Here is a 13,626-nt window from a genome sequence, read left to right on the forward strand (position 1 = left end):
CCTGCACTTTTTTATCAGTGCAGGGCTTTGGATACCGACCTGAAGCGTAGCCTCAATAGCGGTTCGGCTCCATTTCCAGCTCGACATTGAAACGTTCGGCAATATCTTTCTGGATGCGTTGCGCCAGATCGAGTAACTGCAGACCGGTCGCGGTGCCGTAGTTGACCAGCACCAGCGCCTGCAATTTATGCACGCCGGCATCGGCCTCGCGGAAACCTTTCCAGCCAGCGCGCTCGATAAGCCAACCGGCGGCCAGTTTCATCTGCCCGTCCGCTTGCGCATAAGCCACCAGATCCGGGTGTTGCGCCTTGATCTGCTCAACCAGCGCCGCTGATACCAGCGGATTCTTGAAGAAACTGCCGGCATTGCCGAGCACCGCCGGATCCGGCAGTTTTTCGCTGCGAATACTGCAGATCGCGCGGCTGACGTCGCTTGGCGTCGGTTGGTCAATGCCTTGCTCGGTCAGGCGCTGACGCACCGGGCCATATTCCAGATGCAGATGCGCGACACGATCAAGCTTGAAGCGCACCCGCAGGATCAGCCAACGCCCCGGCTGCTGCTTGAACAGGCTGTCGCGGTAGGCGAAGTTGCATTCTTCCAGGCTGAAGTCGCGCAGCTCGCCGGTCTGGCGATCCAGCGCGGTCAGCCCGGCGAACACATCCTTGATCTCGACCCCGTAGGCGCCGATGTTCTGCATCGGCGCTGCACCCACGGTGCCGGGAATCAGGCTGAGGTTTTCCAGACCGGAAAAACCCTGCGCCAGCGTGTGCAGCACGAACGGGTGCCACGGCTCGCCGGCTTCAGCCTCGATCACCACGCGGTTGCCGTCGTCGCTGATCAACCGAATGCCTCGGGTCGCCATGCGCAGCACCAGTGCCGGGATGTCTGCGGTCAGCAGCAGGTTGCTGCCGCCGCCGATCACCAGCAACGGCAGGTCATGGGCAGTCGCATAGGCCAGCGCTTCGCGCACGTCGGCGTCGCTGTGGGCCTCGGCGAACAACTGCGCGCGAACGTCGACGCCGAAACTGTTGAACGGCTTCAGCGAAACCTGTGATTGAAGCTGCAAACTCATAACCGCCCCTTCACTTCGATCAACAGTTGGTCACACGCCGCCTCGATCAGGTCCAGCACCTGTTCGAAGCCCTGATCGCCGTCGTAGTACGGATCCGGCACCTCATCGACCACACCGGCATAACGGCGCAGGAACAGGTCCAGCTCGGCCTTGCCGGTGGACGGTTGCAAGGCCTTGAGGTTGCGCAGGTTGCTGTTGTCCATGGCCAGAATCAGGTCGTAACTGGCGAAATCGGCGCGGCTGACCTGCTGCGCGCGTTGCGCCGACAGGTCATAACCACGCACTTTGGCTGCAGCCTGGCTGCGCTTGTCCGGCGGATTGCCGACATGCCAGTCACCAGTGCCGGCGGAGGCCACTTCGACCTGATCCGCCAACCCCGCTACACGCAATTTGTGGCGCAACACGCCTTCAGCGGTCGGCGAACGGCAGATGTTGCCCAGGCACACGAACAGAACGCGCATCAGGCCCCCAGCATGCGACGAACGCGCTCGAGGTCTTCAACGGTGTCGACCCCGGTCGGCGGCGCGATCAACGCATCGGCGACATGAATCCGCACGCCATGCCACAAGGCACGCAGTTGTTCGAGGGATTCAGTGTTTTCCAGCCAGCATGGGCCCCAGCTCACGAAGTCCTGGAGGAACCCGGCGCGGTAGGCATAAATGCCGATGTGGCGACGATACGGCACACCTTCCGGCAACTGCTCGCGGCTCTTGGCGAACGCGTCGCGGGCCCATGGCAAGGTGGCGCGGCTGAAGGTCAGGGCCAGGCCATTGAGGTCGCTGACGACCTTGACCACGTTCGGGTTGAACAGGGTCTCCACGTCTTCGATCGGCTCGGCCAGGGTGGCCATACGCGCTTCGGTGTGGGCCGCAAGGTTAGCCGCGACCTGATCGATCACGCTCGGCGGGATCAACGGCTCGTCACCCTGCACGTTGACCACGATCGCGTCCGGCGCAAGGCCCAGTTTGGCGGCGACCTCAGCCAGACGATCGGTGCCGGAATTGTGGTCTTCACGGGTCAGCACCACTTCCGCGCCGAACGCCTTGCAGGCCTCGACGATGCGCGCATCGTCAGTTGCCACCACCACACGGCTGGCGCTGCTTTTGCTCGCCTGTTCCCAGACATGCTGGATCATCGGCTTGCCGGCGATATCCAGCAGCGGTTTGCCCGGCAGGCGGGTCGAGGCGTAACGCGACGGAATGACAACGGTGAAAGCAGTGGTCATTTATCCAGACGCTCGTCAGTGGTCAGGGTGCGCGCTTCGCTTTCGAGCATCACCGGGATACCGTCGCGGATCGGATAGGCCAGACCGGCACCCTTGCTGATCAGTTCGGTCTTGTCGGCGCTGAGCTTGAGCGGGCCTTTGCAGATCGGGCACGCGAGGATATCGAGCAATTTGGTGTCCATGAACATTCCCTGGATAAAGAGTTAAGGCAAAAGACGATCGGGCAACAGGCGTATCAGTTGGGTGTCGAACCAGGCCACGAAGGCCGGCGACGGCACGGCATCGACCGCCAGATACCACCAGTCGTCTGCTGCGAAGGCACGGCACTTCACCGCGTCTTTTTCGGTCATCACCAACGGCAATGACGGTGTGAAATTCAAGGCCTGCACGCTGTATTCGGCGTGGTCGGCAAACGCATGGGGGACTGCGCGCCAGTCTAGCGCTTCGAGGGTATTGAAGAAACGTTGCGGATTGCCGATCCCGGCCACCGCGTGCACCGATTGACCGGGCGCAAAATGATCGAGCGGCTTGCGCTCGCCGCTGCGCAGATTGACCAGTGCGGTCGGTTGCAGGCGAAACGCGAAGCCATCGTCGCGGTCTGCCGTGGCACCGTTGAACAGCACACCGTCGACGCTTTGCAGGCGCTCGATCGGCTCGCGCAACGGACCGGCGGGCAGGCAGCGTTTGTTGCCGAGGCCCCGGGCGGCGTCGATCAGCACCAGCTCCAGATCCCGCGCCAGACGGTAATGCTGCATGCCGTCATCGGAGAGGATCAGGTCCAGCGGCTCACTGGCGAGCAAGGCTTTGACCGCCGCGCTGCGATCAGGGTCGATCATCAGCGGCACGCCGGTGCGCTGCACGATCAACAGCGGCTCGTCGCCAGCGATCCCGGCGCTCTGCTCGGCGGTGACCCGCCACGGCAGTTGCGGCGGTTTGGCGCCGTAACCACGGCTGACTACACCAACCCGCAGGCCTGCGCGTCGGCAATGCTCGATCAGCCACAAAATCATTGGCGTCTTGCCAGTGCCGCCAACGGTAATGTTGCCGACCACGATCAACGGCACCGGCGGTTGATAGATCTGGCCTTCACCGTCGAGAAAGCGCTGACGCTTGTTGACCACCACGCGGCGGTAGAGCATTTCCAACGGCCGCAGCAGCGTCAGGGCCGGATGCCCCTGATACCACGCGGCGAGCAATCGATCGGACAGGCTCATCAGGATTTGGGCGCCGCCTCGACCGTGGTCATGCGCAGATGGCTGAAACCGAGCTTGCCGGCCGCGTCCATGGCGGTGATCACCGATTGGTGTTGGGTCTTGCCATCAGCGCTGATCGACAACGGCATGTTGGTGTCGCCGTTGGCTTCTTTCTGCATGGCTTCCATCAGCGTCGCCAGGTCGTTTTTCGGCAAAATCTTGTTGTTCACCGAGAACACGCCTTCGGCGCTGATCGCGACATCCAGTTGCTTGAGTTGTTGATCTTCGGCCGGCGATCCGCTGACCGATTCCGGCAGATCGACGCGCAGCTGAGTCTCGCGGGTGAAGGTGGTGGTCACCACAAAAAACAGCAACAGGATGAACACCACGTCGATCAGCGACGCGAGGTTGATGTCGATCGTTTCCCGGGGTTTGCGACGGAATTTCACGCTTTGTCCCCGGCCAGATCGACGTCACGGTCGCCCTGCACTACTTCGACCAGTTTGATCGCCTCCTGCTCCATGCCCACCACCAGCTCATCGATGCGGCGCTGCAGGAAACGGTGGAAGAACACCGCCGGAATACCGACCATCAGGCCCGCCGCGGTGGTGATCAACGCCTTGGAAATACCGCCGGCCAGGACCGAGGCGTTGGTGGTCATGCCGGAACCGGTGAAGGCGCTGAAAATGTCGATCATGCCCAGTACCGTGCCCAGCAGACCCAGCAACGGCGACATGGCAGCAATGGTGCCCAGCGCGTTGACGTAGCGTTCGAGCTCGTGAATCACCCGCGCCGCGGCTTCTTCGATGCATTCCTTCATGATCTCGCGACCATGCTTGGAGTTGGCCAGACCCGCGGCGAGGATTTCACCCAGCGGCGAATTGGCGCGCAATTCCTTGAGCTTTTCTTTATTGAGCTGCTTGTCCTTGATCCAGACCCAGACCTGGCCCAGCAGATGCTCGGGGGTGACGCGGCTGGCGCGCAGGGTCCACAGGCGCTCGGCGACAATCGCCATGGCCGCGATGGAACTCAGAATGATCGGCAACATCATCCAGCCGCCGGATTTGACCAATTCCCACACAGTGACAGTCCCCTCGAAAAAGTGCGCCACTTTACCATACCGGTTCGCGATTAAGACCCGCTGCCCCGACGACCTGATGCCGCATTCGGCGATCTCGCGATCAATGGTGTTTCAACGCCAGAAGCGCCGTTGTTGACGCATCAGCAACGGCGCCTGAAAGCTGCCCAGGCGCAAATGGATGGCGCCGTGCTGCGCGCTGTCGTAGATGCGCAGCCCTTGCTGGCGGTAACGCGCGAGCACCAGCGGGTGCGGATGACCAAAGGAATTGCCCTGCCCCCGGGAGATCAGCACCGAATGCGGGCGTAATGCCCGAAGCAAAGCCATCGAAGAGGAACTGCGGCTGCCGTGGTGCGGTGCTTGCAGCCAGTGCGTCGGCACTGCCAACGGACTCTTCAGCAACACCCGTTCGGCAGCCGTGTCGATATCGCCGGTCAGCAACAGACGCTCGCCATTGGCCTCGATCTGCAACACACAAGAGCGCTGATTGCTGTCATGGGCCGCCGCCCATTGCCACAGCTGAAAACGCACCCCGTCCCACTGCCATTGGCGCCCGCTTTCACAGGCCTCGGCGCGCAGTATGGCGGGCAACCCTGGCGGATCGCCGCTGATCACTCGCGTCACTCTCAGGCCCCGCGATACTGCCAGCGCACCACCGGCATGGTCGGCGTCGGCATGACTGAGCAGCATCAGGTCAATGCGGTTGACCCCAAGTTTGTGCAGCGCCGGCAGCACCACTCGCTCCCCCAGATCGAAATCGCCGAAGCGTGGACCGGCGTCGTAGAGCAATGTGTGATGACGCGTGCGGATCAGGATCGCCAGGCCCTGACCGACATCAAGCTGCCAGATATCCGCCAGACCCTCTGCCACTCGCTCGCGCGGCGGCGCCAACAGAATCAACAGCAACGGCCAGCCCAACGGTCGTAATGGCACGCCGCGCGGCAACAGCAACAACAAGGCGCCGAGACTGCCAATCAACAAGGCCCACCACGGCAGCGACGGCGAGATCCACGCCGGCCACACCCCGGCGATCAGCGACAAGCCGCGAAACAGCCAGTCGATCAAACCACCGGCCAGCCACAACAAGCCTGCACCGACGTAAGGCACCGGCAACAACAGCGTGCCGAGCAGTGCCGGTGGCAGCACCAGCAGACTGACCCAAGGCACCGCCAGCAGATTCGCCAATGGCCCGCTGAGGCTGATCGGCAGGTTCAGCGCCAGCAACACCGGGCACAGGCCCAGCGCAATCAGCCATTGCGCCCGGGTCCAGGCCTGCCACCATCTCCACGCACCGAGTCGCCCGCCGAAGGTGAAGATCAAAATCCCCACCGCGGCGAACGACAGCCACAAACCCGGACGCAAACTGGCTAACGGGTCGAGCAACAGCAACGCATCGAATGCCAGCAACAGCGGCCACCACGCGCCGAGATGGCGAAAGCGCAGGCGCCACAGCAACACCAGCCCGACCATCACGCAGGCCCGTTGCACCGGCACGTCAAACCCGGCGAGCAAGCCGTAACCGAGCGCCGCGGCAAACGCCAGCCCGCAGGCCCATGGCAGCCATGGCCAGCGCAGCGGCCACAGCCCAAAACGCGCCAGTCCGGCGACCAGCAGATAGATGACCGCCGCCAACATCCCGATGTGTTGGCCGGAAATCACCAGCAGATGCACGGTGCCGGTGTCCTGCAGGATCTGCCAATCCTCGCGGCTGAGACCGGAGCCGTCGCCGAGCACTAGCGCCGCCAATGCACCGCCCCGGCCTTGCGCGTCCACTTCAAACAAGCGTTGCCGAATGCTGTCGCGCCATGCCCAATTTGCCTCGGCCAGGCGCTGACCATCCTTGATCGTGCCGGTCGCACCGATGCGTTGCGCCAACAGCCAGGCTTCGTAATCGAAGGCCTCGGGATTGAGCAAACCACCGGGGCGCCTGAGCTTTACCGCCAGGCGCCAGCGTTCGCCGCTGTTGAGCGGCGGCCCGGCGTACCATGCCAGACGCATCAATGACGGCAATTTCTCGTGTCGCGAGCGGGCATCGGCCAATTCGAACCGCACCACGCCCTCGCTGATTTGCGGCAAACCGACCACCCGCCCCTCAACCCAACGGGTTTCGCCATCAAGCGCTGCGGGCAGGCGATCATTCAATGCCCACTGCGCACTGACGCACGCCCAAGTGAAACCGAACAGCAGAAACGCCAGGGGATAGCTGCGAAACGGCAGCAACATCAGCCCCACCAGCGGCAACAACATCATCAACCCGACCGGCGGTAACACCGGCAAAAAAACCGGAACCAGCAGACCGACTGCCAGCGCCATCATCCCTGTGCGCATAAGCCCGTCCTTGAGAGTTCCTGCATTAGGCGTAGCTGGTAGGAAGCCTGCTCGTCGTCAACAATTGTCACAAAGTCTGAATGGGCGCTTCGTAGAATCCAGACATACTTGCCGCCTTAACCGACCGAGAAGCCCTATGCCCCGGCGCTTATTCAAACGTTACATGCCCGACCCGACGAGCATCAGGGAACACAAATCCTTACGCTTTCTCGGCAAGTTGCTGCATGACCCGAACCTCTGGCACCTCAATCGTCACTCGGTGGCCCGGGCGATGGCCGTCGGACTGTTCGCCGCATTCCTGCCGATTCCGGCGCAGATGCTGGTGGCGGCGGCACTGGCAGTTAGCGTGCGCGGCAACATGCCGATTGCCGTGAGCCTGGTGTGGCTGACCAACCCGATCACCATGCCGGCGGTGTTTTTCTGCACGTACCAGACCGGGGCCTGGCTGATGAACGTGCCCGCCCGCACCCTGCCCGATTCGTTGACCTGGGAATGGATCAGTGGAGAGTTGTCGACCATGTGGCAGCCGTTTCTGCTGGGATCGGTGGTATGCGGGCTGCTACTCGGCATCCTCGCCTACTTCACGGTGATGCTGTATTGGCGCTGGTGGGTGGCGCGGCAATGGGCGCGGCGCAAGAAAAGCCGCAAGTCTTGAATGCAAAACGGCCTCCGCAAGGGAGGCCGTTTTTTTGTAGCGTCTGAATAGGCCCCATCGCGAGCAGGCTCACTCCTACATTGGAACGCGCCCTTCTGTAGGAGTGAGCCTGCTCGCGATGGCAGCGACGCGGTTTCGGATCAGGTGCGCATCCCGCGCCCACTCACCAGCAACCGCGCACAACCGAGATACAACACCACCGTCGCCACCAGCATGAAGGTGATCGCGATACCGATGCGGATATCCGACACCCCGAGAATGCCGTAACGGAAGGCGTTGACCATGTGCAGCACCGGGTTGGCCAGCGACACGGTCTGCCAGAACGGCGGCAGCAAGGTGATCGAGTAGAACACGCCACCGAGGTAGGTCAGCGGCGTCAGCACAAACGTCGGAATGATCGAAATATCATCGAAGTTGCGCGCAAACACCGCGTTGATGAAGCCGAGCAGCGAGAAGATCGTCGCGGTCAGCACCACCACCAGGATGGTCACGCCGAGGTGATGCACCTGCAGATGGGTGAAGAACAGCGACAGAATGGTCACGATCACCCCGACCATCAAGCCACGCAGCACCCCGCCAATGGTGAAGCCGATCAGAATCGTGTGCGGCGACACTGGCGAAACCATCAGTTCCTCAATGGAACGCTGGAACTTGCTGCCGAAGAAACTCGAGACCACGTTGCCGTAGGAGTTGGTGATCACCGACATCATGATCAGCCCCGGCACGATGTACTCCATGTAGGTGAAGCCACCCATGTCGCCGATCTGCCGCCCGATCAGATTACCGAAGATCACGAAATACAGAACCATGGTGATCGCCGGTGGCAGCAGGGTCTGCGGCCAGATCCGGGTGAAGCGTTTGACCTCGCGATAAACGATGGTCTGGAGGGCGACAAGGTTGGGGCGGAACTCGGAACTCATACCGCCACCTTCGACAGATTTTTCTCCACCAGGGACACGAACAGCTCCTCAAGGCGATTGGTTTTGTTACGCAGGCTCAGCACTTCGATGTTCTGTTGCGCCAACTGGGTGAACAGCGCGGTGATGCCCATGGATTTGTCGACCTGGACCTCCAGGGTATGGCCGTCAAGCAACCGCGCGGGATAGCCGATCAATTGCGGCGCGGCGTGCAAGTCGTTTTTCAGATCCAGCAGAAAGGTCTCGACGTGCAACTGGCCCAGCAACTGTTTCATGCTGGTGTTCTCGACGATGGTGCCGTGGTCGATGATGCCGATGTTGCGGCACAACTGCTCAGCCTCTTCCAGATAGTGCGTGGTGAGGATGATGGTGATGCCTTTCTGGTTCAGTTCGGTGAGGAACGTCCACATCGAGCGACGCAGTTCGATGTCGACGCCAGCGGTCGGCTCATCGAGGATCAGCAGGCGCGGCTCATGCACCAGTGCGCGGGCAATCATCAGACGCCGTTTCATGCCGCCGGACAGCGAACGCGAAGGTACATCGCGCTTGTCCCACAGGCCGAGCTGGGTCAGGTACTGCTCGGCGCGTTCCTTGGCGATCTTCGCCGGGATGCCGTAGTAACCGGCCTGAGTCACGACGATGTCGAAGGTCTTTTCGAACTGGTTGAAGTTGAATTCCTGGGGCACCACACCGATCGAGCGCTTGAGCGCGGCGGGATTTTTGTCCAGGTCATGACCGAAGATGTTCACCGTGCCGCTGGTCTTGTTGACCAGGGTCGAGAGAATGCCGATGGTCGTGGATTTGCCGGCGCCGTTGGGGCCGAGCAAGGCGAAAAAGTCACCTTCGGCGACGTCCAGATCGATACCACTCAAGGCCTGGAACCCGTTGCCGTAGGTTTTGGTTAGCTGCCGGATGGACAGAGCGGAACTCATATCGGATTTACGCACCAAGAAGGGAAGAAAAGGAAAGATTGGGCCGGGCGGCGAACAAAACAACCACGGCGCATGAGCGCAATGGTGCTTGCCGCCGCCACACAAGTACAGTCAAGAGTGTCGATAGTTATTATCAAGTCAACGCGGTCATGACCGCTTTCTGATAAGCCGGACGCTGCTTCAACCGTGCATACCACGCCTCCAGATGCGGCTGCGCGGCACGCTCGATGGGCATCTCGAACCAGGCATAAATGAAACTGCCCAGCGGAATATCGCCCATGCCGACTTCGCTGCCGGACAGGTATGGCTGGCTGGCGAGGGCCTGATCGGCCATGGCCAGCAGCGCCGTGCACTCCTTGATCGCGGCGTTGATTGCAGGCCAGTCCTGCTTGTCCGCTGGGGTACGCAGCACGCCCCAGAACACGGTGCGGAACGGCCCGGCAAAACTTGAGGTGGTCCAGTCCATCCACTTGTCAGCAATGGCCCGGGCTTGCGGGTCTGACGGATACCAGGCGCTGTTCGGCGCATGCTTGGCCAGCAAATAACGCACGATGGCATTCGATTCCCACAGCACGAAGCCGTCATCTTCGATCAGCGGCACCCGGCCGTTCGGGTTCATCGCCCGGTATTCAGGCGTGTCGACCACACCGAAAGCGCCACCGGCGTCAATCGCCTCGTAGGCCAGGCCCAGCTCCTCGGCGGCCCACAGTGGCTTCCTGACATTCGATGAGTTTTTCCGTCCCCAGATCTTCAGCATGACCGCCTCTTTTCCAATGCGTGGGCAGGCAGCATACGCCGGATCAGACCCGGCTCAAATCACTCTGCATATCACCCAAGACCTTCGCCTGATGTTCGCCGAACAGATGCGGGTAGCACTTTTCCAGGTGCTTGAAGAAGAACTTCTCCGGCACATCGGCGAACTGGCCGTGATCGACCAGATACTCCATCAACAGCGCGCCGTCACGGTTGTACGGGTGGAAAACGCTGTCATTGATGCCGTCAAATTCCAACGGTGCGACGTTGAACAGCTCGCAGAGTTGCTGGTTGAAGGCCGGCGTGGCCTTGACCCAGCGCTCGTTGAGGAACAGTTCGGTGTAGCCGTGCATGGCGAACACATCACTGCGCAGCAATTCCAGCAGACGCGGCGTCGACAGGTGATTCCTCACGTCGGCCAGACCGATACGCGCGGGAATGCCGCAATGCCGCGCGCACCCGGCCAGCAGCGTGGCCTTGGGCACGCAATAGCTTTCCCCGGCCGCCAGCGCATAACTGCCGCACAGGGTCTGCGGGTCGAGGCTGAAGGTGTACGGGTTGTAGCGCACCGCCTCACGCACCGCGTAATAGAGACTGATCGCCTGCTTGAGCGGGTCGCGGCTGGCACCGCGGTGTTGTTCGGCGAACTCCACCACCGCCGGATGGTCACTATCGATGAAGCGGCCGGGACTCAGATACTCGCGCATGACGATGTTCTCCTGGGTGAGCCCCGAGTCTAGCGACAGCTCAAGCACAGAGATAACGACGTTTCGGCCAAACATGCACGCGAAGACGCGGGAACGGCGAACGATTTCCCACGGGTGTTGCCCACCGAACCTACGAAAACCATCCGGGGTTTCCCACGAGTTCAATCACCATGTTCTGACCGCCCCGTTTTACAGATGCCGTCTAAGCTCTGGAGGGTCGGTTGGCCTTGGTTCACGGAGGATTACATATGCTGTTGTTGTGGATACTGGTTCTGATCGTCGGTGTGGCGTATCTCGCCCACCGCCGCATCGCCCCGCTGCCCGCGTTGGGTATCGTCGCCGTATACCTGCTGGCGATGGGCATTTTCAGCCATGCCCCGGGCTGGTTGCTGCTGGTTTTGTGGGTGGTGCTCGCGGTGGTTGCCACGCCGTTGCTGCTGCCTGACCTGCGCCGCAAACACTTCACCGCGCCGCTGTTCAACTGGTTCCAGAAAACCCTGCCGCCGATGTCGCAGACCGAACGCGATGCGATCGATGCCGGCACCGTGTGGTGGGACGGTGAGCTGTTCAGCGGCCGTCCGGACTGGGACAAGTTGTTGTCCTACCCGAAAGTGCAACTGACCGAAGAGGAACAGGCCTTTATCGACGGCCCCACTGAAGAACTCTGCGCGATGGTCACTGACTGGCAGATCGGCCAGTCGATGGACCTGCCGCCAGAAGCCTGGAGCCACATCAAGGAACACGGCTTCTTTGCCCTGATCATTCCCAAGGAATTCGGCGGCAAGGGCTTCTCCGCCTACGCCCACTCGCAAGTGGCAATGAAACTCGCGACCCGCAGCGGCGACCTTGCCTCCACCGTGATGGTGCCCAACTCCCTCGGCCCGGCCGAACTGCTGCTGCATTACGGCACCGACGAACAACGCAATCACTACCTGCCGCGGCTGGCCCGTGGCGACGACATTCCGTGCTTCGCCCTCACCGGTCCGCTGGCCGGCTCCGATGCTGGCGCCATGCCGGACACCGGGATCATCTGCAAAGGTGAATGGGAAGGTCAGGAAGTCATCGGCCTGCGCCTGAACTGGGAAAAACGCTACATCACCCTCGGCCCGGTCGCGACCCTGCTCGGTCTGGCCTTCAAAGCCTATGACCCGGAGCATCTGCTGGGCGACAAGGAAGATCTCGGTATCAGTCTGGCGCTGATCCCCACCGATACACCGGGTGTGGAAATCGGCCGTCGCCACCTGCCACTGGGTGCCGCATTCATGAACGGCCCGAACTCGGGCAAAGACGTGTTCATCCCGCTGGACTACCTCATCGGCGGCCAGGACATGCTCGGCAAGGGCTGGATGATGCTGATGAACTGCCTGTCGGTCGGGCGTTCGATTTCGTTGCCGGCAGTCGGCACCGGCGCGGCCAAGTTCACCAGTCTGGTGACCGGGCAATACGCGCAGATTCGTGAACAGTTCAACGTTCCACTGTCGGCCTTCGAAGGCATTCAGGAAGCCATGGCGCGCATCGGCGGCAATGCCTGGATGATGGACGCGGCGCGCATGCTCACCGCGAACGCGGTGGATCTGGGCGAGAAACCGTCGGTGCTGTCGGCGATCCTCAAGTATCACCTGACCGAACGCGGCCGCGAGTGCATCACCCACGCGATGGATGTGCACGGCGGCAAGGCGATCATCATGGGTCCGAACAACTACCTCGGGCGCAGCTGGAATGGCGCGCCGATCTTCATCACCGTGGAAGGCGCGAACATTCTCTCGCGCAACCTGATGATCTTCGGTCAGGGCGCCATTCGTTGCCATCCGTTCGTCCTCAAGGAAATGGCCCTCGCTGGCCGCGAGGACAAGGAACAGGCACTGAAAGAATTCGATGGTCTGCTGCTCAAGCACATCGGTTTTGCCGTCGGCAACGCCGCCAGTACGCTGGTGCTGAACCTGGGCTTCGGCCACTTCGAACATGCTCCCGGGGACAGGATCAGCCAGGGCTACTTCCGCGCACTCAACCGTCAGGCAGCGGCTTTCGCCATGCTGGCGGACTTCAGCATGATGCTGCTGGGCGGTGAACTGAAACGCCGCGAACGCCTGTCGGCGCGTCTGGGCGATGTGTTGAGCAACCTGTATCTGGCCTCCGCTGCGCTCAAGCGTTATCACGACCTGGATTCGCCGGCGCATATGGAGCCGCTGTTCCGCTGGGCCATGGAAGAAAGCCTCGGCCAGTCGGAACGGGCGCTGGATGAGCTGCTGAGCAACTTCCCGAACAAAGTGTTTGGCTGCCTGCTGCGAGTGATCGTGTTCCCGTTCGGCCGTCGTCACAAAGGCCCGTCGGACAAGCTCGGCGCCGAAGTCGCAGCGGTGATCGGTCGTGCCAAAGGCGATCCGACGCTTGAAGAACTGCTCGCCGGTTGCTATCGCCCGCAGTCCGCCGACGATGCCGTCGGTGCCCTGCAACACGCCAGCGATCTGCTGAATGCCGCCCAACCGCTGCACAAGAAACTGCACACCTCGCTCAAGAGTGGTCAGGTCAAACCGGTGGCTGGCGAACACGCCATCGACGCCGCACTGGAGGCCGGGGTGTTGCAACCGCAGGAAGCACAGACCCTGCGCGATGCCGAAGCGGCACGGCGCAAGGTGATCGACGTCGATGATTTCGACAAGGAAGAGCTGAAGCAGGCGGAGGGTAAAGTCCGCTGATGCTGGCGACCGTGTAGCTGTTTATTTGTGAAAAAACGGCGCGAGAGCTTTATACTCCCGCGCCCGTTTT

14 protein-coding genes are annotated in these 13,626 nt (G+C 61.7%); 2 read left to right on the forward strand and 12 right to left on the reverse strand.

Features of this window, described 5'->3' with window-relative positions; genetic code table 11:
* Window positions 1-52 precede the first annotated feature (52 nt).
* The 8 genes from murB to ACS4NR_RS13985 all read right to left on the reverse strand — a co-directional run bounded on the left by murB (window position 53) and on the right by ACS4NR_RS13985 (window position 6,896).
* Window positions 53-1,072: a UDP-N-acetylmuramate dehydrogenase gene (gene murB / locus ACS4NR_RS13950; protein WP_166496909.1), complete on the reverse strand. Its 1,020-nt coding sequence runs from the start codon at window positions 1,070-1,072 to the stop codon at window positions 53-55.
* Complete coding sequence (locus ACS4NR_RS13955; RefSeq protein ID WP_456017705.1) at window positions 1,069-1,533, reverse strand: low molecular weight protein-tyrosine-phosphatase; 465 nt, start codon at window positions 1,531-1,533, stop codon at window positions 1,069-1,071. The genes murB and ACS4NR_RS13955 overlap by 4 nt, the downstream gene beginning before the upstream one ends.
* Window positions 1,533-2,297: a 3-deoxy-manno-octulosonate cytidylyltransferase gene (gene kdsB, locus ACS4NR_RS13960; RefSeq protein ID WP_456017706.1), complete on the reverse strand. Its 765-nt coding sequence runs from the start codon at window positions 2,295-2,297 to the stop codon at window positions 1,533-1,535. Before kdsB ends, ACS4NR_RS13955 begins: the two co-directional genes overlap by 1 nt.
* Window positions 2,294-2,479 carry a Trm112 family protein gene (locus ACS4NR_RS13965; RefSeq protein WP_003174668.1) on the reverse strand — a complete coding sequence of 62 codons (186 nt, stop codon included), beginning with the start codon at window positions 2,477-2,479 and terminating at the stop codon, window positions 2,294-2,296. The genes kdsB and ACS4NR_RS13965 overlap by 4 nt, the downstream gene beginning before the upstream one ends.
* Window positions 2,480-2,500: 21 nt before the next feature.
* Window positions 2,501-3,511, reverse strand: coding sequence for a tetraacyldisaccharide 4'-kinase (gene lpxK, locus ACS4NR_RS13970; RefSeq protein ID WP_456017707.1), 1,011 nt, complete (start codon window positions 3,509-3,511; stop codon window positions 2,501-2,503).
* A complete protein-coding gene (locus tag ACS4NR_RS13975) occupies window positions 3,511-3,939 on the reverse strand; it encodes an ExbD/TolR family protein (protein ID WP_027612340.1) in 429 nt (142 codons plus the stop codon). The genes lpxK and ACS4NR_RS13975 overlap by 1 nt, the downstream gene beginning before the upstream one ends.
* Window positions 3,936-4,571 carry a MotA/TolQ/ExbB proton channel family protein gene (locus ACS4NR_RS13980; protein ID WP_095137193.1) on the reverse strand — a complete coding sequence of 212 codons (636 nt, stop codon included), beginning with the start codon at window positions 4,569-4,571 and terminating at the stop codon, window positions 3,936-3,938. The genes ACS4NR_RS13975 and ACS4NR_RS13980 overlap by 4 nt, the downstream gene beginning before the upstream one ends.
* Window positions 4,572-4,682: 111 nt before the next feature.
* Window positions 4,683-6,896 carry a DNA internalization-related competence protein ComEC/Rec2 gene (locus ACS4NR_RS13985; protein WP_456017708.1) on the reverse strand — a complete coding sequence of 738 codons (2,214 nt, stop codon included), beginning with the start codon at window positions 6,894-6,896 and terminating at the stop codon, window positions 4,683-4,685.
* A gap of 136 nt (window positions 6,897-7,032) precedes the next feature.
* Between ACS4NR_RS13985 and ACS4NR_RS13990 the strand changes: the two genes are divergently transcribed.
* Window positions 7,033-7,551, forward strand: a complete 519-nt coding sequence (locus tag ACS4NR_RS13990; RefSeq protein WP_115984131.1) for a DUF2062 domain-containing protein — start codon at window positions 7,033-7,035, stop codon at window positions 7,549-7,551.
* Between the two features lie 140 nt (window positions 7,552-7,691).
* On the opposite strand, the gene ACS4NR_RS13995 is transcribed toward ACS4NR_RS13990, so the two are convergent.
* From ACS4NR_RS13995 to ACS4NR_RS14010, 4 genes are all read right to left on the reverse strand, one after another.
* Entirely contained in the window at window positions 7,692-8,471 is a 780-nt protein-coding gene (locus ACS4NR_RS13995) for an ABC transporter permease (protein ID WP_007908200.1), read from the reverse strand.
* On the reverse strand, window positions 8,468-9,400 hold the full coding sequence (locus ACS4NR_RS14000; protein ID WP_027612335.1) for an ABC transporter ATP-binding protein: 933 nt from the start codon (window positions 9,398-9,400) through the stop codon (window positions 8,468-8,470). Before ACS4NR_RS14000 ends, ACS4NR_RS13995 begins: the two co-directional genes overlap by 4 nt.
* Window positions 9,401-9,533: 133 nt before the next feature.
* On the reverse strand, window positions 9,534-10,157 hold the full coding sequence (locus tag ACS4NR_RS14005; protein ID WP_456017709.1) for a glutathione S-transferase family protein: 624 nt from the start codon (window positions 10,155-10,157) through the stop codon (window positions 9,534-9,536).
* Between the two features lie 43 nt (window positions 10,158-10,200).
* Entirely contained in the window at window positions 10,201-10,860 is a 660-nt protein-coding gene (locus tag ACS4NR_RS14010; protein WP_456017710.1) for a transglutaminase-like domain-containing protein, read from the reverse strand.
* 248 nt (window positions 10,861-11,108) lie between these two features.
* Here ACS4NR_RS14010 and ACS4NR_RS14015 point away from each other — a divergent pair, with 248 nt between their 5' ends.
* Complete coding sequence (locus tag ACS4NR_RS14015; protein ID WP_456017711.1) at window positions 11,109-13,556, forward strand: acyl-CoA dehydrogenase; 2,448 nt, start codon at window positions 11,109-11,111, stop codon at window positions 13,554-13,556.
* Window positions 13,557-13,626 lie beyond the last annotated feature (70 nt).

The organism is Pseudomonas sp. JQ36 (assembly GCF_053851495.1).